At 56.8% G+C, this 20,600-nt stretch carries 17 protein-coding genes; 7 read left to right on the top strand and 10 right to left on the bottom strand.

Annotated elements, in window-relative coordinates:
- Positions 1 to 46 precede the first annotated feature (46 nt).
- Genes sufB through iscR form a run of 3 tightly spaced genes read right to left on the bottom strand, consistent with a single transcriptional unit; the run spans position 47 to position 3,147 of the window.
- Positions 47 to 1,567 (bottom strand): Fe-S cluster assembly protein SufB, encoded by a 1,521-nt coding sequence (gene sufB / locus AC2FJE_RS00640; RefSeq protein WP_058271676.1) that lies wholly within the window; start codon positions 1,565 to 1,567, stop codon positions 47 to 49.
- A 17-nt stretch (positions 1,568 to 1,584) separates the two neighbouring features.
- Complete coding sequence (locus AC2FJE_RS00635) at positions 1,585 to 2,628, bottom strand: cysteine desulfurase family protein (RefSeq protein ID WP_496704208.1); 1,044 nt, start codon at positions 2,626 to 2,628, stop codon at positions 1,585 to 1,587.
- A gap of 60 nt (positions 2,629 to 2,688) precedes the next feature.
- Positions 2,689 to 3,147 (bottom strand): Fe-S cluster assembly transcriptional regulator IscR, encoded by a 459-nt coding sequence (gene iscR / locus AC2FJE_RS00630; protein WP_058271678.1) that lies wholly within the window; start codon positions 3,145 to 3,147, stop codon positions 2,689 to 2,691.
- 177 nt (positions 3,148 to 3,324) lie between these two features.
- On the opposite strand from iscR, the gene AC2FJE_RS00625 reads away from it, so the two are divergent.
- From AC2FJE_RS00625 to AC2FJE_RS00600, 6 genes are all read left to right on the top strand, one after another.
- Positions 3,325 to 3,978, top strand: coding sequence for an alpha/beta hydrolase (locus AC2FJE_RS00625; RefSeq protein WP_058271679.1), 654 nt, complete (start codon positions 3,325 to 3,327; stop codon positions 3,976 to 3,978).
- Positions 3,978 to 4,223, top strand: a complete 246-nt coding sequence (locus AC2FJE_RS00620; RefSeq protein WP_058271680.1) for a hypothetical protein — start codon at positions 3,978 to 3,980, stop codon at positions 4,221 to 4,223. The genes AC2FJE_RS00625 and AC2FJE_RS00620 overlap by 1 nt, the downstream gene beginning before the upstream one ends.
- Complete coding sequence (locus AC2FJE_RS00615; protein WP_496760421.1) at positions 4,220 to 5,377, top strand: HD domain-containing protein; 1,158 nt, start codon at positions 4,220 to 4,222, stop codon at positions 5,375 to 5,377. The genes AC2FJE_RS00620 and AC2FJE_RS00615 overlap by 4 nt, the downstream gene beginning before the upstream one ends.
- A gap of 390 nt (positions 5,378 to 5,767) precedes the next feature.
- On the top strand, positions 5,768 to 6,103 hold the full coding sequence (locus tag AC2FJE_RS00610) for a DMT family transporter (RefSeq protein WP_496760419.1): 336 nt from the start codon (positions 5,768 to 5,770) through the stop codon (positions 6,101 to 6,103).
- A 76-nt stretch (positions 6,104 to 6,179) separates the two neighbouring features.
- Complete coding sequence (typA, locus tag AC2FJE_RS00605) at positions 6,180 to 7,997, top strand: translational GTPase TypA (protein ID WP_496754091.1); 1,818 nt, start codon at positions 6,180 to 6,182, stop codon at positions 7,995 to 7,997.
- 274 nt (positions 7,998 to 8,271) lie between these two features.
- A complete protein-coding gene (locus AC2FJE_RS00600) occupies positions 8,272 to 9,177 on the top strand; it encodes a hypothetical protein (RefSeq protein WP_282168283.1) in 906 nt (301 codons plus the stop codon).
- Between the two features lie 145 nt (positions 9,178 to 9,322).
- Here AC2FJE_RS00600 and AC2FJE_RS00595 read toward each other — a convergent pair whose 3' ends face one another.
- The 4 genes from AC2FJE_RS00595 to recA all read right to left on the bottom strand — a co-directional run bounded on the left by AC2FJE_RS00595 (position 9,323) and on the right by recA (position 14,584).
- Positions 9,323 to 9,946, bottom strand: a complete 624-nt coding sequence (locus AC2FJE_RS00595) for a transglutaminase-like cysteine peptidase (protein ID WP_282168282.1) — start codon at positions 9,944 to 9,946, stop codon at positions 9,323 to 9,325.
- Positions 9,947 to 10,312: 366 nt separating this feature from the next.
- Positions 10,313 to 10,600, bottom strand: coding sequence for a DUF1330 domain-containing protein (locus AC2FJE_RS00590; RefSeq protein ID WP_113790250.1), 288 nt, complete (start codon positions 10,598 to 10,600; stop codon positions 10,313 to 10,315).
- A 1-nt stretch (position 10,601) separates the two neighbouring features.
- Positions 10,602 to 13,271, bottom strand: a complete 2,670-nt coding sequence (alaS, locus tag AC2FJE_RS00585) for an alanine--tRNA ligase (RefSeq protein ID WP_496754095.1) — start codon at positions 13,269 to 13,271, stop codon at positions 10,602 to 10,604.
- A gap of 245 nt (positions 13,272 to 13,516) precedes the next feature.
- Entirely contained in the window at positions 13,517 to 14,584 is a 1,068-nt protein-coding gene (recA, locus tag AC2FJE_RS00580; RefSeq protein WP_108858591.1) for a recombinase RecA, read from the bottom strand.
- Between the two features lie 191 nt (positions 14,585 to 14,775).
- Here recA and AC2FJE_RS00575 point away from each other — a divergent pair, with 191 nt between their 5' ends.
- Positions 14,776 to 15,369 (top strand): sulfotransferase family 2 domain-containing protein, encoded by a 594-nt coding sequence (locus AC2FJE_RS00575; RefSeq protein WP_496754097.1) that lies wholly within the window; start codon positions 14,776 to 14,778, stop codon positions 15,367 to 15,369.
- Here the strand turns inward: AC2FJE_RS00575 and AC2FJE_RS00570 are convergent, their stop codons facing one another.
- The 3 genes from AC2FJE_RS00570 to guaB form a co-directional block, all read right to left on the bottom strand.
- Positions 15,370 to 17,664, bottom strand: a complete 2,295-nt coding sequence (locus AC2FJE_RS00570) for an ATP-binding protein (RefSeq protein ID WP_496760417.1) — start codon at positions 17,662 to 17,664, stop codon at positions 15,370 to 15,372.
- Between the two features lie 104 nt (positions 17,665 to 17,768).
- The gene (locus AC2FJE_RS00565; RefSeq protein WP_496754102.1) at positions 17,769 to 18,926 is read right to left on the bottom strand and encodes an RsmB/NOP family class I SAM-dependent RNA methyltransferase; all 1,158 of its coding nucleotides are present in this window, start codon (positions 18,924 to 18,926) and stop codon (positions 17,769 to 17,771) included.
- 83 nt (positions 18,927 to 19,009) lie between these two features.
- Positions 19,010 to 20,458: an IMP dehydrogenase gene (guaB, locus tag AC2FJE_RS00560; protein WP_058271691.1), complete on the bottom strand. Its 1,449-nt coding sequence runs from the start codon at positions 20,456 to 20,458 to the stop codon at positions 19,010 to 19,012.
- Between the last annotated feature and the right edge of the window lie 142 nt (positions 20,459 to 20,600).

Below are 20,600 nucleotides of genomic sequence, written 5' to 3'. Positions count from 1 at the left end.
GGGGCCATCCGGCCCCGATATGTTCTAAATTCAGAGGAATGCGGGGTTAACCCACTGATCCTTCGAGGCTGATGGCCACCAGCTGCTGCGCTTCCATGGCAAACTCCATCGGCAACGCCTGCAGGACGTCCTTGCAGAACCCGTTGACGACCAGCGCCACGGCCTCTTCCTCGTCCATGCCGCGCTGACGGCAGTAGAACAGTTGATCGTCATCCACTTTGGAGGTCGTCGCCTCATGCTCCACGCGCGATGAATTGTTGCGAACCTCGATATACGGTACCGTATGAGCCCCGCATTTATCGCCGATCAGCAAGCTGTCGCACTGTGTATAGTTGCGGCTGTCCTTCGCCTTGGGGTGCATCGAAACCAGACCGCGATAGGTGTTCTGTGCTTTACCCGCGCTGATCCCCTTGGACACGATGCGCGACTTGGTGTTCTTGCCCAGATGCACCATTTTGGTGCCGGTATCAGCTTGCTGCATGTTGTTGGTAATGGCGATCGAGTAAAACTCACCCTGGCTTTCATCACCGCGCAGGATGCAGGACGGGTACTTCCAGGTCACGGCGGATCCGGTTTCCACTTGGGTCCACATCACCTTGGACCGATCACCCCGGCAATCGGCGCGCTTGGTCACAAAGTTGTAGATACCGCCCTTGCCGTTTTCATCCCCGGGGAACCAGTTCTGAACGGTCGAGTATTTCACCTCGGCATCTTCTTCGATGATGATCTCAACAACGGCCGCGTGCAGCTGGGCCGTGTCGCGCTGCGGCGCGGTGCAGCCTTCCAGATACGAAACGTAAGAACCCTTGTCCGCGATAATCAGTGTGCGTTCGAACTGACCCGTGTTTTCCGCATTGATGCGGAAATAGGTGCTCAGCTCCATCGGGCAGCGCACGCCTGGCGGGATGTAGACAAACGAGCCATCCGAGAACACGGCCGAGTTCAGCGTGGCGTAAAAGTTGTCAGAAACAGGCACAACGGTGCCAAGATATTTTTTGACCAGCTCAGGGTGTTCCCTGATCGCCTCTGAGATCGAACAGAAGATCACGCCATGTTTGGCCAGTTCGTCTTGAAAGGTCGTGCCAACCGAAACCGAGTCGAACACCGCATCCACGGCCACCTTGCGACCTTCGGCAGGCATGTCCTCGGCGCCTTCGACACCGGCCAGAATCATCTGCTCTTTCAGTGGGATACCAAGCTTTTCGTATGTGGCCAGAAGCTTGGGATCGACCTCATCCAGCGATTTGGGCTTTTCCTCCATCGACTTGGGACGGGCATAGTAATACTGGTCCTGAAAGTCGATCTTGGGATAGTGGACCATAGCCCAGTTCGGCTCGTCCATCTTTGTCCAGCGTTCGAAGGCCGCCAGACGCCATTCCGTCATCCATTCGGGCTCTTCGTTCTTTTCCGAGATCAGCCGGACGATATCCGGGTTTACGCCCTTGGGAGCATATTCCATCTCGATATCGGTATCCCAACCGTATTTGTAGGTACTGACCTCGCGTACCGCGTCCACGGTTTCCTGATCGACACCTTCTTTTACCTGGGTCTGGTCCAAAGCGGCCATATGACACCTCCGTCAGATCACGCGGCGCGCGCGCGATGCTTCTTTTCTTTTTCAAGCCACGTTTCGGCGAAACGCAGCACATCTTCTTCAGTGGTCAAAGGTCCCAGAGACACGCGGATCGCGCTTGCTGCTGTGACCTCATCAAAACCCATCGCGGTTAACACCGCGCTTGCCCGGACCTTGCCGCTGGAACAGGCAGAACCTGCACTGATAGCGAAACCTGCCAGATCCATCTGCATGACCTGCGTTTCGCCCTTCCAGCCGGGGGTTGCGAAACACGAGGTATTCGGAAGGCGGTCCTGACCTTTCCCGACAAAAATAGTAGATTTAGAACCAGCCTCAAGGGCATTTTCTAGAATATTTCTAAATTCACGAACCTGTTCCCAGATACCATTTGAAAGATCCCGCGCCGCAGCTTCAGCTGCCGCCCCGAACCCCGCGATTCCAATGACATTTTCGGTGCCTGACCGTCGGCCCATCTCTTGCCCACCGCCTTTGATCATTGCAGGCAGTTCAGTGCCACGTTTCATCACCACCGCGCCAATACCTTTCGGGCCGCCCAGCTTATGAGCCGAAATCAACGCCATCTGGACGCCCAGCCAATTAAAAGCCACCGGCAATTTGCCAAAGGCCTGTGTCGCGTCTGTCACCGCCAATCCGTTTGGCAACGATTGGACAATCCCCGTCTCGGAATTCGCCAATTGCAGGGTCGACTGCTGGGGGTTTGACACGTCCACCTGACCAGATTGCGACGCGGGCAAGTCTTCGGTGATCCATGATCTGATCGCGTCATGCTCAATCGCGGACCCGTGCAAATCACGATTGATCAATGTCAGCGCTGCCCCTTCGGTCGAACCTGATGTGAACACAACGTCTGCCCCATCCGCACCAAATGCGGCTGCAACCTGCGCCCTTGCCCGCTCGATCAGAGCCTTGGCCGCACGGCCCTCGGCGTGAACGGACGAAGGGTTCCCGCACAATTCCATCGCCGCCACCATGGCCTGGCGGGCCTCGGGGCGCAGCGGTGTTGTTGCGTTATGATCCAGATAAACACGATTCATGGATACATCTTTTCCTGGTCGCAAAGCGGGGAAGAAACCCAAGAGGCAAACAGCATTAGATTACTCATCAACGATGGAAAACAGACTGGGAACTGCCGGGCACGGGGCCAAGTCGTTCTTGATCACGTCAGACAGGCGCGTCTGGTGCAAAAAAACGTAGACATGCGCACTGAGACCTTCCCAAAGACGGTTGGTCAAAGACTGCGCCCGGCTGCCCGAGGATGCCCCGGATGCCCCGGCACCTTTTTGCAGCGCGTCCACGGTTTCATCCACCGCCGCCAGAACTTCGACCACCCGAATCTCGGAAGCAGGCCGCGCCAGACGATACCCGCCGCCCGGTCCACGTACGGATGAAACCAGTTCGGCCCGGCGCAATTTGACGAAAAGCTGTTCAAGATAAGGAAGCGAGACATCCTGACGTTCGGAGATTTCGCTAAGCGTCACCAAGCGGTCCGAGGGCTGTAGAGCAATATCAGCCAGTGCAACCATCGCGTAACGACCCTTTGTCGAAAGCTTCATTGTCTTTCCCTCATGGCAGGTTATAAGCGAAAACATTGACGCCGCCGCCGCCAGTGCGTATCTCCGACAGGCAGCGCCTTGCGCAAAGCATCATAATTAGAACCGTTCTAAAGTGCCTTACGATTACCGTCAAGTATATCATGGCATCAGGAAGAAAAAGACAGGACCAAAGCACACATGCCCGAGGTGATTTTTCCCGGACCCGAAGGCCGCCTGGAAGGCCGCTACCACCCGCAAAAGGAAAAAGACGCACCGATTGCCATCGTGCTGCACCCGCATCCACAATTCGGCGGGACCATGAACAACAAGGTGGTCTATAATCTGCACTATGCGTTTTACAACATGGGCTTCACCGTGTTGCGCTTTAACTTCCGCGGCGTGGGCCGCAGCCAGGGCGAATACGATCAGGGCATCGGTGAGCTGAGCGATGCAGCGTCAGCGCTGGATTATCTGCAGTCGATGAACAACAACTCCAAGCACTGCTGGGTTGCCGGCTTCTCGTTCGGTGCCTGGATCGGAATGCAGCTGCTGATGCGCCGCCCAGAAATTACGGGCTTTATTAGCGTGTCGCCACCAGCCAACATGTATGACTTCTCGTTCTTGGCCCCCTGCCCTTCGTCCGGCCTGATCATCAACGGCTCGTCCGACCGTGTGGCCCCACCCGCCGACACTACGTCGCTGGTCAACAAACTGCACGAACAAAAGGGCATCACCATCACCCATAACGAGGTTGAGGGTGCTGATCACTTCTTCCAGGACCGTCACATGGACACGCTGATCACCGATGTCAGTGACTATGTGAAGCGTCGCCTGACCGAGAACACGCGCTAATGTCGAATACCATCACAACGCTTGCGGCCAAACTGGCCGAGGACACAATGAAGGTGATGGACGAAACCGGCAATGATCGTTTCTTTGTCGAGGTGGGAGAGCTTTTGGGCGCCTCCTCCCAGACCTTGGAAGAGGCCTTTTTGACCGAAATGCGTGTACGCATCGCTGAACGCAAAGCGCGCAAGTTTGTCATCGACGCACTGACCAAACATCGATCCCAGGTGAAAGCGATTGAAAAGAAATGACTGAAAGACTGTCCGCGCAACTTGAATTCCTGAAACGCGCGGACAGGCTGAAGTCGGTCGATCGCGCCAATGCGCTCCTGGATCGGTCCCGCCCTGAAAACTCTGCAGAACACAGCTGGCACCTGGCCTTATGGGCATTGACGATGGAGCCGTTGGCGGGTGACGACGTTAACATTAACCGCGTCATACGCATGCTGCTGTTGCACGATCTTGTCGAGATCATCGTCGGCGATCACCCCATTCACCTGGAAACCGATTGGAACGCCGTGGAACGCGCCGAGCACGCGGCGGCGGACGAGTTGTTTAGTCTCTTGCCGGACGATCAGACGTCTGCGTTTCAAGCCCTGTGGGAAGAGTTCGAGGCCGACACGACGCCGGACGCGAAATTCGCCAAGTATCTGGACCGATGCCAACCGCTGTTTCAAGTCTTGTGTTCGCCAACCCCCAACCCGGATCATGTTGAAGTAGCGCGGGAAAACCTCTGCAGTGGTCGCGCCGCGTATTTGGCACGGGAATTCCCCCAAGCACACGCTCTGGCCAGCGCCATGCTGCACGCGCAGTCAACGCCCGAAACTGCGTTTTCTGAACGGCTGGCTTTTCTGACTGAGGCAGACCGCCTGAAGTCCGTTTACCGCGCCTCGCGCCTGTTGTCTGACGATCGGTTTGAGAACTCGGCCGAACATTCCTGGCACATCATGCTGTTTGCTTGGGTTTTGGCGGAATACGCGCAGCCCGGTGTATCGCTGGACCAAGTCCTGAAAATGCTTCTACTGCATGACATCGTCGAAATTGATGCCGGAGATCATCCCATCCACGGACAAGTCGACCACGCCGCACAAGAAGCCGAGGAAAAGGCAGCAGCCGACAGGTTGTTCGGGTTGTTGCCCGAGGCACCGCAGCACGCCTTCCGGACGCTATGGGAGGAGTTCGAAGCCGCCGAGTCGCCAGACGCGCGATTTGCCAAGGCGATCGATCGGTTTCAAACCCCGATCGGGAACCTTGAAACAGGTGGCGGGTCCTGGGTCGATTACAACGTGACGTTTGCCCAGATCGAACGCCGTGTGGGAATCCCGATCAATCGCGGTGCACCAGCGCTGTGGTCATGGTTGCGACCGAAACTGAGCACGTATTTTTCAGAAAACACCGTCGGTTGAGCCAATAGAAAAAGGGGCACAAAGGCCCCTTTTCCAATCGTTCCGGCAGGCACTTAAACCTGAAAACTTTGAAACCGCTCAACACCACTGGCTGCGTTTATGTCGACGGACCCCCCGCCCGCAAGCCACCCAAGCGCCACTATGAATGCCGAAGCAACGATCACGGATATCGCAAATTTCGTCATTAAAAACTCATAAAAGAAAACTAAAAACCACCCATTTCATATCAGAGTTTTTCTCTTTGAAATAGTATGGTTATCCTGACCTCTTCGGTGGGCAGTCCCGGTGCTTTCGACACCGAACTTTTCCCGATATCCATCCAAATTCCCCTTGTCGTGAATCGGGATTTTGTGGTCAACCTCCCCAACTGCAACTGAATCGAGACCTGCCGTGCCCAAAGCCTATCTTATACTTTTGCTGGCGGTTTTCGCCGAAACAATTGGCACAACGGCGCTGCAGGCCAGCCAGCAGTTCAGCCGGTTTTGGCCCTCTGTTTTGGTTGTCGTGGGTTACGGAATTGCTTTTTACCTATTGGGCCTCACCCTAAAGTATATGCCGGTCGGCATCGTCTATGCCATTTGGTCCGGCTTGGGGATCGTGCTGATCGCCATCATTGGCTTCATTGTTTTTGGTCAGCGCCTGGACTGGCCTGCGGTGGTCGGTTTGGCGATGATATTGGCCGGAATCCTGATCATTCACCTGTTTTCCAGCACAGCGGGCCACTGACGACCGGTTAGGGCTGGCCTATTCAGTCAATCCGCGTTATGCGCGCGGCAACTTCCCGTTCAAAGGCTGACCTCTCATGGACCTGCGCAATATCGCAATCATCGCTCACGTGGACCACGGTAAAACGACCCTGGTGGATGAGCTGCTTAAACAATCCGGTGCGTTCCGGGAAAACCAGGCGGTGGCCGAACGCGCCATGGACAGCAACGATCTGGAGCGCGAACGCGGCATCACCATCCTTGCCAAAGCGACCTCGGTCGAATGGAAGGGCACGCGCGTCAACATCGTTGACACCCCCGGCCACGCCGATTTCGGTGGCGAGGTTGAGCGGATCCTCAGCATGGTCGACGGTGTTGTCCTGTTGGTGGACGCCGCCGAAGGCCCGATGCCGCAGACCAAATTCGTGACGTCCAAGGCGTTGGCGCTGGGCCTGCGTCCCATCGTAGTGCTGAACAAGGTCGACAAACCCGACGCTGAACCCGACCGCGCACTTGATGAATGCTTTGACTTGTTCGCCAACCTCGGCGCTGACGACGATCAGCTGGATTTTCCTGCCATGTATGCCTCAGGCCGTTCCGGCTGGGCAGATATGGAGCTGGACGGGCCGCGCAAGGACCTGACCGCCTTGTTCGATCTGATTGTCGATCACGTCCCTGCCCCAAAGCAGGTCGAAAACAAAGACGAACCCTTCCGCATGCTGGCCACGACGCTGGGCAGCGATCCGTTCATCGGTCGCATCCTGACCGGTCGTGTGGAAAGCGGCACTTTGAAAGCGGGCGACAACCTCAAGGCGCTGAGCCGCGATGGCACGCTGATCGAAAACTTCCGCGCGTCGAAAATCCTGGCCTTCCGTGGACTGGCACAACAGCCCATCGACGTGGCCGAGGCCGGTGACATTGTCACCATCGCAGGCATGAGCAAAGCCACCGTGGCGGATTCACTGGTCTCGCCGCAGGTCGAAGCGGCTCTGCCCGCCCAGCCCATCGACCCGCCGACCATCACGGTTACTTTTGGCATCAACGATTCGCCCCTGGCCGGTCGCGACGGCAAGAAAGTTCAGTCGCGTGTTATCCGCGACCGCCTGATGAAAGAGGCCGAGTCAAACGTTGCCATCCGCATCAGCGACACACCTGGCGGCGATGCCTTTGAGGTTGCTGGCCGTGGCGAATTGCAGATGGGCGTTCTGATCGAGAACATGCGCCGTGAAGGGTTCGAGCTCAGCATCTCACGTCCGCAGGTTCTGTTCCGCGAGGAAGACGGCCAGCGCATGGAGCCCATCGAAGAAGTCACTATTGACGTCGACGATGAATATTCAGGCTCGGTGATCGAAAAGATCACCGGCGCGCGTAAAGGTGAACTGGCCGAAATGCGTCCGGCCGGCGCGGGCAAGACCCGTATTATCGCGCATGTACCGTCGCGCGGGTTGATTGGATACCATGGTGAATTCCTGACCGACACGCGCGGCACCGGTGTTCTGAACCGTGTGTTCCACGGCTGGGCGGCCCACAAAGGCCCGATCCCGGGTCGTCGTGCGGGGGTTTTGATCTCGATGGAAAACGGACAGGCCGTGGCTTATGCACTGTGGAACCTGGAAGAGCGCGGCCGGATGTTTGTTGCCCCGCAAACCGACGTGTATCAGGGCATGGTCATCGGCGAACACTCACGCGATAACGACCTTGAGGTGAACCCGCTCAAAGGCAAGAAACTGACCAACGTACGTGCCAGCGGTTCCGATGACGCCGTTCGCCTGACACCTCATATCCAGTATTCTCTGGAAGAAGCGATTGCCTATATCGATGATGACGAACTGGTTGAGGTCACTCCAAACGCCATTCGGTTGCGCAAGCGTTACCTTGACCCGCACGAACGGAAACGGATGGCAAGATCGGCCTGATCCGACCCAGAGCATTGTTTCTTTGCGGGCTACAATGCCTCAATTGTGACATTTTTGCTTCCTAGATGGCTAAATCTACCCAAAAAAAGTCCGTCCCTGCGACGGGCTTTTTTGTTGTTTTTCATATAGTTTCACCAATAGGTTGCATACTTCCCCGCTTTTTTTGCAGACACCCGTCAAAAAAATGAGGCAAGATACAGCTGTATTTTTGTCAAATCTGTGGCACAATTACTTAATTCAAAGGTGTTGGTAATGAGTTTAAAGGAGTAGCGCTATGCGCGTAAGGTCCCGTTTATATTCGTTTGTATTTTTATCCGCGGCATTCCCATTAATGGCAACAAGCACGGCTTATGCGGCTGAGGTTTGTAATGTCAAAACAGCCCGGCAATCTGTATCCACCGAAACGCTTTGTAGTTGCAAGGTCGTCGACAAGCGGATGCTGCGTTACATTCAGCGTCGTGCCGACTTTGAGGACATCTTAGCCCGCACGTCCCAGACGTGCCCCCTGTTCGCGGCCATTTTGACCGACATCCCAACGGCGACAGTTCGAACCGATCGAAATGATGACAATGACAACAACTCGGTGAGCCGCAGCGGCGCATCCGCAGGTAACACCGGTGGCAGTGGCGGCTCGGGCGGTTCAGGTTCGTCGACAAATGGTGGCGAAGGCGACAATGGCGGCGACGGCCGCAGTGGCGGCGGCGGTGGTTCCGACGATGGCGGCGGCGGCGGTGGTTCCGACGATGGCGGCGGCGGCAGCAACGGCGGCGGCAGCAATGGCAGCGGCGGCAGCAATGGCGGCGCGGACTCCGGTAGCGGTAGCGGCGGCGGCGGCAGCAACGGTGGCGGTAACTCCGGCAGCGGTGACGGCAACGGCGGCAGCAACGGCGGCGGAAACTCCAGCAGCGGTGACGGCAACGGCGGCAGCAATGGTGGTGGAAACTCCGACAGCGGCGACGGCAACGGCGGCAGCAATGGCGGTGGAAACTCCAATGATGGCGACGGCAATGGTGGCAGCAATGGCGACGGCAATGACGGCGGTGGCAGTGATGGCAGCGGCGGCGGTGACGGCGGCGGCGGCAACGATGGCAGCGGCGGTGGTGACGGCGGCGGTGGCAGCGATGGCAGCGGCGGCGGTGCCGGTGGCGGCGGCGCCGATGGCAGCGGCGGTACCCTCTGACGCGACCAAATGCAAAGCAGCCTGAATACTTAGGCTATGCCATGAAAAATGCCGAATACGTCTCGACGTTCGGTCTGAAAAACAAAGGGGCGACTATCGTGTCGCCCCTTTTGCGATGCATAATCTGATAGATGAGTTGAAAGCCTTAGCTTCTTCCGTAAACACCGACCCAATTGCTTGGCTTAGTCGGATCCTGCATCCGAAGGAACAAATACCGCGTGGCCGACCATGGTTTTATCCGATTGGTCAAATTGTCCAGCACCAGATCCCCCCGAGCGGAGCGATAGACAAGAACTGCATGTGCGTTCCGGCGCGTATCCAACACCGTCGCGATCAGCAATTTGTTAGGATCAACACCTGCCCTGATCAGATCTCTTTTCTTCAAAAGAGCAAAATCTTCGCAATCCCCGCCGCGCGTTGTCGGCAAAGCCCACCGCTCGGTGGTACGGTATTGCGTCTGATCCGTAACCGCGCGCGTCGTTGCGTTGACCTGACGGTTGATCCGCTCAATGATCTGCATTTCCTGCTGTGACGTCATGCGCACCGACGCCTTACTGGCACATGCCCAAGCATACTGACGGCACAATTGCTGCGCGCCCGAAGGCGGAGGGGACGCCGCGAGGGTTCGGATGAAGCTGCCCTCGCTCGCATCCACTTGGGACCCGGCAAGCGTCGCCCCGCATACCAATACGGCAATCCCCACTGCCCGACCTGAATATGTTTTTAACCGCCCGAGAGCAGCTTGGAGTCCGATATCTTCCGATTTCATGCCTGTACCTCGATCCCTGTTCACTCGACGATTGTCGACAAACGGGACCGCGTGCGATTAGAACCAACTAACGGTATACGGTAGCGCTTGTACAATCTGGGGCGAACGTGAAGGGGAAAAAAGGCGGAAATTCGTCACTCATTAAGACCATTTCGCGCTGGAATTGAGGGCAACGCGCCACAATCTAGGCGGGAAGATACCCGGCAACTCGTGTCAAAATAAAGTAAGATGCTGGAATCACATAGATTTCGTGTGCGTCCAAAATTGCCACAATACCGTTCACTTCACTTGTGAACAGTTCGGCTGAATTCCGCCCATGAATGTATCTGATCGGCGGAAAATCCACCGACCAGACCGGGCTCATTTTCAGTCGGTAACTTCTACAACCACCAGTTCACGCTCACTTGCGCCGCGCGCGTGGTCCAGGGCCTGCTGGTATTCCGGTGAATTATAGCACTCGACCGCGGCCTCGACGGACGGAAACTTGGCGACCACATTGCGCGGACGCTCCTTCCCTTCCAGTTGGACGTAACGTGCAGCGCGGGCAATAAACGCCCCGCCGTGCTTGGCAATCGCAGGCCCTGCGAGCTCCGCGTATTTCGCATATGCGTCCGCATCCGTCACGGTGACGTGGGCAATCCAGAGTGCAGCCATCTTATCCTCCCAAAACCTGTTCTGCGGCTTTGATCGCCGCATCTGCGTTCGACGCGTCCTTGCCACCGCCCTGTGCCATGTCGGGGCGTCCACCGCCGCCTTTACCGCCCAGTTCTGCGACAGCCGCACGAACTAGATCAACGGCCGAGACTTTGTCGATCAGATCGGCCGTCACACCGGCGGCCACAGCAGCCTTACCGCCCGCATCCGCGATCAGCAGAACGGCACCAGACCCCAGACGGCTTTTGTGCTCATCAATCAACGCCGGCAAGTCCTTGCCCGATACGCCGTTCAGCGCTTGCGCAAGGAAGGCGACCCCGTTCACATTACGCGCTTCGCTGCCACCCTGCCCGGCCCCTCCGGCCATGGCCAGATCGCGGCGCAGCTGCGCCACTTCGTTTTGCAGCGATTTGCGTTCGTCCAACAGCAAAGACAATCGTGTTGGAACCTCGGTAGGTTGCGCCTTAAGAAGTGATGCAGATTCGGCAAGTTTAGAATAGTAGTCTCGCAGCAATAACGTTGCAGATTCACCCGTAATCGCCTCAATTCGTCTTACCCCCGCAGAGGATGCCGCGTCCCCCAAGATGACAAACGACCCAATATCACCAGTCTGGCGAACATGCGTACCGCCACACAGCTCAATCGACCATGTCTCGCCATCCTGACCCTTGCCGGTCGGAGCTTTGCCCATGGACACAACCCGGACTTCGTCGCCGTATTTCTCGCCAAACAGCGCCTGTGCGCCCAATTCGCGCGCATCATTGGGGGTCATGATCCGCGTTTCGACAGTCGAGTTCTGACGGATGAAGTCATTCACATCGCGTTCGACCTTTTGAATCTCATCCCCGCTCAGCGCCTTGGAATGGCTAAAGTCAAAGCGCAACCGGTCGGCCGCGTTCAGCGAGCCGCGCTGTGCAACATGATCGCCCAGCGTTTCACGCAACGCCTCGTGTAGCAGATGCGTGGCCGAGTGGTTTGCGCGAATTGCCGTGCGCCGCGCGTGGTCGACCTCAAGCTCGACCGCGTCACCTTTGGACAAAGCGCCCTGATCAACGGTCACTTTGTGGGCATAGATTTTGCCATCGGCGAATTTTCTGGTGTCTTCGACCCGCGCCATGTCATCGCGTTCTTCAAGACGACGGATTTCGCCAGTATCACCGATCTGACCGCCAGCTTCGCCATAAAACGGCGTCTGGTTGACAATCACCCAACCGGATCCGCCCTTTTCAATTGTGTCGACCAATGCACCATCGACCACCAAAGCGGCAATCTGCCCTTCGGCCTTTTCCGTGTCATAGCCCAGAAAATCCGAAGCTCCGGCAGTATCCAGCACATCAAACCACACTGCCTGATCTGCAGCCTCACCCGAACCGGCCCATGCCGCACGGGCCTTGGCTTTTTGTTCGGCCATGGCCGCGTCGAATCCGTCCGTGTCCACGGAGCGACCCTTTTCGCGCAGGGCATCCTGCGTCAGGTCCAGTGGGAATCCATACGTGTCGTACAATTTGAATGCCGCATCACCCGGAAGCGCCGCGCCCTCGGGCAAGCCTGCAACTTCATCATCCAGGAGTTTCAGACCACGATCGAGGGTTTGCTTAAACCGCGTTTCCTCCAACAGCAGCGTCTCTTCGATCAACGGCTGCGCCTGTCCCAACTCGGTGTATTGCGCTCCCATCAGCTGCACCAGACTTGGCACCAGCTGATACATAACCGGATCTTTCGCCCCCAGAAGATGCGCATGACGCATAGCACGACGCATGATCCGGCGCAGCACATAGCCACGCCCGTCATTGGACGGCATCACGCCATCAGCGATCAGGAAGGATGTCGCGCGCAGGTGGTCCGCAATTACCCGGTGGTGCACATTCTGGTCGCCATAGGGGTCAACCCCGGTGGCATGAGCAGACGCTTCGATCAATGTCTTGAACAGGTCGGTGTCATAGTTGTCATGGCTGCCCTGCAGCAGCGCGCCAATCCGTTCCAGCCCCATGCCGGTGTCGATCGACTGCATGTCGAGTTCGACCATCGAGCCGTCCTCGAATTGCTCGTTCTGCATGAAAACGATGTTCCAGATTTCAATGAACCGGTCGCCGTCTTCGTCGGGCGATCCCGGAGGACCACCCCAGATGTGATCGCCATGGTCGTAGAAAATCTCGGTACACGGTCCACACGGACCAGTCGGACCCATCTGCCAGAAATTGTCGCTAGTGGCGATGCGGATAATCCGGTCTTCGGGAACGCCGACCTTTTTCCAGATCTCGAACGCCTCGTCATCCGTGTGATACACCGTTGCCAACAGGCGGTTCTTGTCGATGCCGAATTCCTTGGTGATCAACTCCCACGCAAACGGAATCGCCTCGTGTTTGAAGTAATTGCCGAAGGAAAAGTTGCCCAGCATTTCAAAGAAGGTGTGGTGCCGCGCGGTATAACCAACGTTATCGAGGTCATTGTGCTTACCGCCGGCGCGCACGCATTTCTGTGCCGTCGTGGCGCGCTGATAATCACGGGTTTCAACACCGGTAAACAGGTTCTTGAACTGCACCATGCCCGAGTTCACGAACATCAATGTCGGGTCATTGCGCGGAACCAGCGGGCTGGACGCGACAATTTCATGCCCCTGTTTGGCAAAATAATTCAGAAAGGTTGAGCGGATATCATTCAGCGTGGGCATATGGCTCTCTCGGCGCGCAATCTCAGTGTTCTGAAATGGTTTATCCCCGTCCCAATGGATAGTCCACAAAGATAAACCGGCCTTATATTTGAAGGGCTAGAAAACCCGTCAACAAGATCCGTACACACCAATAGTACAAGATCACCGTATGCAGAACGAGTTAAGGCGGCCACGCGGACCGCCTAGTTTCGAGTATTCTCAATTCTTGCAAAACCGGGGGATTTTTGCGGCCCCCAATTGGGCTGTTACGCCTCGAGGATGTCATCTTCCTCGGCAGAACCGGGTGGCATGTCGAACTCCAAGCCGTGCGCGGCCCGAATCTTGTCTTCGATATCCAGCGCAATGCGGCTGTTGTCGCGCAGGTATTGCTTGGCATTCTCACGCCCCTGCCCGATCCGTTCGTCGCCATAGCTGAACCACGAGCCCGATTTCTCGACCACTCCAGCCTTGACACCGAGATCTAGCAACTCACCCATCTTGCTGATGCCTTCGCCATACATGATGTCGAATTCCACTTGCTTGAAGGGCGGCGCCACCTTGTTCTTGACCACCTTGACGCGCGTCTGGTTGCCGACAACCTCATCACGATCTTTGATCGCGCCGATGCGGCGAATATCCAAACGAACCGAGCTGTAGAATTTAAGCGCGTTACCACCAGTCGTGGTTTCGGGGCTGCCGAACATAACGCCGATTTTCATGCGGATCTGGTTGATAAAGATCACCATGCAATTCGAGCGGCTGATTGAGCCTGTCAGTTTACGCATCGCCTGGCTCATCAATCGGGCCTGCACGCCAACACTGCTGTCGCCCATGTCGCCTTCGAGTTCCGATTTCGGCGTCAAAGCCGCAACTGAGTCGACGACAACCATATTCACAGCGCCCGAACGCACCAGCGTATCGGTGATCTCAAGCGCTTGTTCACCGGTGTCAGGCTGCGAGATCAACAGTTCATCAAGATCGACGCCCAGCTTACGGGCATATTGTGGGTCCAGCGCGTGTTCGGCATCCACGAATGCGCACACACCGCCACGTTTTTGCTGTTCTGCAATGCAATGCAGCGTCAGCGTGGTCTTGCCCGAGCTTTCCGGGCCATAAATCTCAACAATCCGACCCATCGGCAGACCACCAATACCCAGCGCGATATCCAGGCCCAAAGACCCGGTCGAGCTTGCATCGATGTCCTGCTTGGCATCCTCGCCCAGCTTCATGATCGAGCCTTTGCCGAACTGCCGTTCGATTTGCGCCAGCGCGCTATCAAGCGCCTTTTGCTTGTCTGCGTTTTTCTTGTCGCTCATTGTCAGAAGATCCGCCATTGTCCTGTCGCCTTCTCTTTTGTCACACCCATGATCGGGCGGCAATCACTGCTTTGTTCGCCTCTTGTTCCTTATGGGACCAAAAAGAGAACATTTCAACTAAAACTTACAATACTTACTGTTCAGCAATTGTGTTAAAGAGTCGTTTACGCCAATCTGGACTACTAAATTAGGCGGCGAAGGGCGAATAAATGCTTGTTTTCTATAAGGAACGCCTTGCGTTTCTGGCAGTTCCAAAAACAGGCAGCACAGCCTATCACACTGCCCTGAGCGCGCGGGCCGACTTTGTCGTCACCGGCCCGCCCGAATTGAAACATGCGCCTGTTCGCCGTTATGACAGGTTTTTTCAAAACATTTTTCGCAAAATGTATGACACCGAAACGGAAATCATGGCCGTCGTGCGCGAACCTATCGACTGGCTCGGCAGTTGGTACAAATACCGCAGCCGGGACGACCGCATTGGGCACCCGCATTCAACCCGCGACCTGAGCTTTGATGATTTTGTTCAGGGTTACATGCAAAACCCCCGCCCGGAATTCGCAGATGTCGGCAGTCAGAGCCAGTTTTTCCGCACCCGAAACAACGGTTTCGGTGCGACGCATGTTTTTAAATACGAAAATCAAGATAAGATACTGAACTTTCTTCAGGACCGGTTGAACATGGAAATCACCCTGCAGCGCGAGAATGTCTCACCAAAGCGCGACCTATTCTTGTCGCCGGAAACGGAAAAGAAGTTCCGCAAGCACCACGCCGAGGAGTTTTCCTGCCACGACGCGGCGCGTTAGTCAGTTCAGTTGGTTAAACACAGCCTCGGTCAACTGCGTCAAAGAGAATGGCTTGGGCAAAAAGGTGGAATTCGCAATCTCAGGGCCTGAATCGCCAAAGGCGCCTTCGGTATAGCCAGACATAAAGATCACCCGCACATCCGAGCGGGTCTCCATCGCTTTGCGCACCCAGGTTGGCCCATCCATGCCGGGCATGACTACGTCTGTCACGAAAGCATCGACATGCACCGACCCATCCTCCAGCAGGTGCAGCGCCTCTTCGGCGGACCCGGATTCGAGCACGGTGTAGCCCTTCAATCGCAATGCACGCGTGGCAAAGGCCCGGACCGGGGCCTCATCCTCGACCAGAAGAACCACGCCTTCACCCTGCCGGGACGTCGGGTTTTCCGGAAGGCTGGCGATATCCTGCTTGATTTTCTGCGGTGTGGTTGAAACCGGCAGATACACGGTAAATTCGGTTCCCTTGCCCTGAATGCTATCGACAAAGATGAACCCTCCGGTCTGCTTGACGATGCCGTAGACCGTCGACAATCCAAGTCCAGTCCCCTCACCGGTGCGCTTGGTGGTATAGAATGGCTCGAAAACTTTTTGCAGCTTGTCTGTTGGGATGCCCGTGCCACTGTCGATCACTTTAACGGTGACGTATTCGCCGGGTTGTACCGTTGCCCGGTCCCGCTGGAGCGGTTCGGTCAGAGACACAACTTCGGTCTCGATACGTACCTCGCCACCTTCAGGCATCGCGTCCCGTGCGTTCACGACCAGGTTCATAAAGACCTGTTCGAGCTGCCTTTTGTCTGCGCGCACAGGCTTAAGCACGGGATCATGGCTTAACGTCAAACGAACCTTTTCGCCGACCAAGCGGTTCAAAAGATGGATCAGATCAGAGATCGTATCCCGGAGGTCCAAAACCTCGGGCTGCAGGGTCTGCTTTCGCGAGAATGCGAGAAGTTGACTGACCAACGCCGCGGCCCGGTTTGCGTTCTGGTTGATCTGAACCAGGTCACCATAGTTCGGATCATTCTGATCATGCCGCAGCAGCAATAGATCGCAATGCCCAGAAATCGCAGTCAGAAGATTGTTAAAATCATGCGCCACGCCGCCCGCCAATTGCCCGACGGCCTGCATCTTTTGCCCCTGCACGAACTGAGCTTCCAGTGTCTTCAACTCGGTCGCATCATTCACGACAGCGATCAGACAAATCTGTCCCTTGCACGTCACTCGGTTCAGCGTGACCTGCACGAAAACCTCTTTATCCTGTCGTGACAGGCGCAGAAATTCCGACCGGGGAACGGCATTCTCTTCGGTCGCGATGCGGGTCAACCAATCCAAAATGGGATAGCCCAGCCCGTGCATGATTTCGGCCACGTTCGACTCTCCCGGCTGGATCTCTCCGATCAGCTTAATCGCCATCCGGTTCGCATCCAAAATTTCGCCTTCGGGGGACAAACACATCACCGGCACGGGCAGTTCAGCGAATGGGGCATCGCCCCCGGATGGGCCCGCAGATTTCATCGGCAACAAAAGCAGATCACGCACAGTGCCCGAGCGGGATAGCTCGGACACGGTCACGGGCACCTGCCCGTCCAAGGTTTCAGCAAGCGAGATTTCACCCGGTTGCGGGATGTCTTTGGGAAATATCCTACCCATATCGTCGGGCCTGTGACCCAGAATGGCCTCTGCCATTCCATTCACCCGCAGAATTGTCCCGTTCCGACCCTCTGTCAGCACCGGAACAGGGGCGTCATCCCATTGCCCGTCTTCATCCAGAAGGAACCGCCAGCAGAACACATCCTGCCCCACGCTGAACACCGAGATCGGGATTGTCGAGCCAACAGTCACGATATCTTCGCGGGCGCGTTCGTGGATTTCCGCGATGGATTGCAAGCGCAGCAGGATCGCTGCGGGATTAGCGAATCTGGATTTCAGGCAATGCTGCAATCGCGCACCTGGAAAAGCGTTTAACTGTGCCTTTGCACGTGTGTTCGCACTCAGAATATCGCCATTTGCGTTGGCGATCACTGTCGGACTTAAGTCCTGTTCGGTGAAGACGGCCATCACTTCTGCCAAATTACGCGCCGCTCGGTCGGCCGTGACCCCCCGAAAAACAACCAGAAGGCCGGCGGACAACAACGACACACCCGCAACAACAAGACCCGTATTCCAGGCGGTCGGCAAAAGGTCTGTCAACGGTGTTAAACTTAGCAATGCGCCCAAAACAACGAGTGGCACAAGGCGCGAGAAGGCCGGTGTTTTTCTTGAGGTCGGCTCAGAAAAGATCTCTGCAATGTCGGACATTAACAACTCAGGTCAAAAGGCTTTGTCACACTCAGCCCGAATTTGGTTAACGCCCCCTTAAGGACAGCAGAAACTTCTACCTAAGGTTGTTATTCAATGACGCGCTATCGCGTCAAGTGCGACGTAAAGAACCCGTCTGCACCGTGTGTCACAAGCCACGACTTTCGCAGCGTTTCGGTCCAATCAGGATTCAGTTTCAGAAATCCGTCGACAATTTCGCCGTTTTCATCATCCAACATGGAACAGGTCGCATAGGCCAGAATTTCACCCGGTCCAACCAGTTGAGCGGCGGAATTCAGGATGTCGGACTGAAGTACATTCAGCGCGTTCAACCCCTCTTCGGACAGCGCCCACTTGCCTGCCGGGGCACGCCGCCACGAACCGCTGCCCGAGCATGGCGCATCCGTCAGGACAATATCGAACGGAGCCTGACGGGCCACATCTTCCGGCTGCAGGCAGGTTACACCCACACCAGCCCGTTTTGCCCGCGTCGGCAGATCGCGCATGCGCCCTGCGTTCACATCATGCGCAAAGACCTCGACACCCGAATGGGCCGCCAGAGCCAGCGACTTGCCGCCACCGCCTGCGCAATAATCCAGAACACGCAGACCTGGCTGGAGATCGAGCGCTGCGACCACGGCTTGGCTGGCTGCGTCCTGCAATTCAACCAGACCTTCGGAATAAGCGCGGCTTTGGGCAATTTTCCGGGCCCCTTCAGTGACCTCTAGGGCGGTTTCACACGCCGGATGGTCCTGCGCGCTGATCCCATCAACGGTCAAAGCAGCAATCGCACCAGCACGATCGGTTTTGGCAAGATTAGCACGCAAATGAACAGGTGCACGGGTTTGCAATACCTGTGCCGCCGCCTCTGCCTGATCCCCGAGCGACGTTTGAAAGCGCGGCCAGAGCCATTCGGGGATGTCGCACCGCTCGGCATCCGAGCTGAACGCGCGCGGTGCATCGGCGGCGGTTAACGGCTCTGGCGTATATCGTTCGCCTGTAAACAGCGCCTCTGGATCACCGCCGGTTGACCGGATCGAACCGATCATCAACCCGCGCCCGGTTTCTGCCCCGCCCAAGGCCGAGAAGGACCGTTTGCAACGAAGCGCTTCGAAAACGTGATCGCGCACGGCGGCCCGGTCTTTCGAGCCCGCAAACCGGCTGCGGCGCGCCCATCCTGTCAAAGCCTTTTCAACCGGTGCCCCTGCGAGGATATCATCAAGGATTTCAATCGAAGCCTGAACACGCGCTGCTGGGGTCATAAGATATTTCCGATTTCTCTGCTAAACCCAAAAAACGCAAAACGGCGCCCGCGTTGGAGCGCCGTGCTGCAAACTCTGTTGCGTCACATTACCCGGTAGTTCGGGCTTTCACGCGTGATCTGAACGTCATGCACATGGCTTTCTTTCAGGCCAGCGCCGGTGATTTTGACGAAGTTACAGTTCTTGCGCATTTCTTCGACCGTTGCACAGCCGGTATAACCCATCGCCGCGCGCAGGCCGCCGACCAGCTGGTGAACTACTGCACTGGCCGATCCCTTGTAGGGCACCTGCCCTTCGATCCCTTCGGGAACCAGCTTGTCGCTGGCCGCGTCTTTCTGGAAATAGCGATCCGCCGACCCGCGTGCCATGGCGCCAAGGCTGCCCATACCACGATAGGATTTGAACGAACGGCCCTGGTACAGGATCACCTCACCCGGGCTTTCATCCGTTCCCGCGATCATCGAGCCAACCATTGCACAGGACGCGCCTGCGGCAATGGCCTTGGCGAAATCGCCTGAGAATTTGATGCCACCATCAGCGATGACCGGAACATCTCCGGCAGCCGTCGCGCAGTCCATGATCGCTGTCAATTGGGGTACGCCGACGCCTGCAACCATCCGGGTTGTGCAGATGGAGCCCGGCCCGATGCCAACCTTGATTGCATCCGCCCCAGCATCGATCAGCGCCTTGGTGGCCTCGCTCGTCGCTACATTGCCCGCAATGATCTGGACCTCGTTCGAGAGTGTCTTGACCCGCCGCACCGCGTCCAGAACGCCCTGCGAATGCCCATGAGCAGTGTCGACCACGATGATATCAACGCCCGAATCCACCAACTGCTCGGACCGTTCGAAACCAGAATCACCAACAGAAGTCGCCGCAGCGACTCGCAGGCGTCCCAGCCGGTCCTTACAGGCGGTCGGGTTCAGCACGGCTTGCTCGGTATCTTTCAGGGTCAGCAGGCCTGTCAGCTTGCCCTCACCATCGACCACCAGCAGTTTTTCGATCCGGCGGGCTTTCATAAGGCTCTTGGCCTCCTCCAGATCTGCAGGTTCCTGCAGCATCGCCAGATTGTCCGAAGTCATCATCACGTGAACTGGCGTCTCGTCCGAGGTCGCAAAGCGCATGTCGCGATTGGTCAGGATACCCACGACGCGCCCGCTTTCATCGACGACCGGGAAGCCGGTAAAGTTATAGCGCTGCACCAGCGCCTTCGCGTCCGCCAGCGTTTGATTCACGCTCAGCGTGACCGGGTTGTACACGATGCCCGACTCAAATCGCTTTACGCGCCGAATCTCTCGGGCTTGCTCTTCGACCGTCAGGTTCTTGTGAACAACACCGATACCGCCTGCCTGCGCCATTGCGATGGCCATGCGCGCCTCGGTCACCGTGTCCATGGCCGAGCTGAGCAGCGGGATGTTCATCGTGATTTCACGCGTCACACGCGTGGCCGTATCCGCCGTCGCCGGCAGCACCGACGAGGACGCCGGAACCAATAAAACATCGTCAAAGGTAAGTGCCTCACGAATCTGCATCTGTTAACCCCATGCAAAAGCCCGTTTGGCGGTGACCCTATTACATGGATTTAACCTAAGGAAAAGCCCCTGACCTAAACTAGTTTCCCTTCGCTGGCCGATACCGCGGCAAAAAACGACGCAAGACGTTCAAAACGTGCCG

The sequence above is a fragment of the Ruegeria sp. CDSC002 genome (assembly GCF_059610905.1).
The sequence above is the reverse complement of the archived record's forward strand: the minus strand, read 5'-3'. Positions and strand labels throughout refer to the sequence as shown.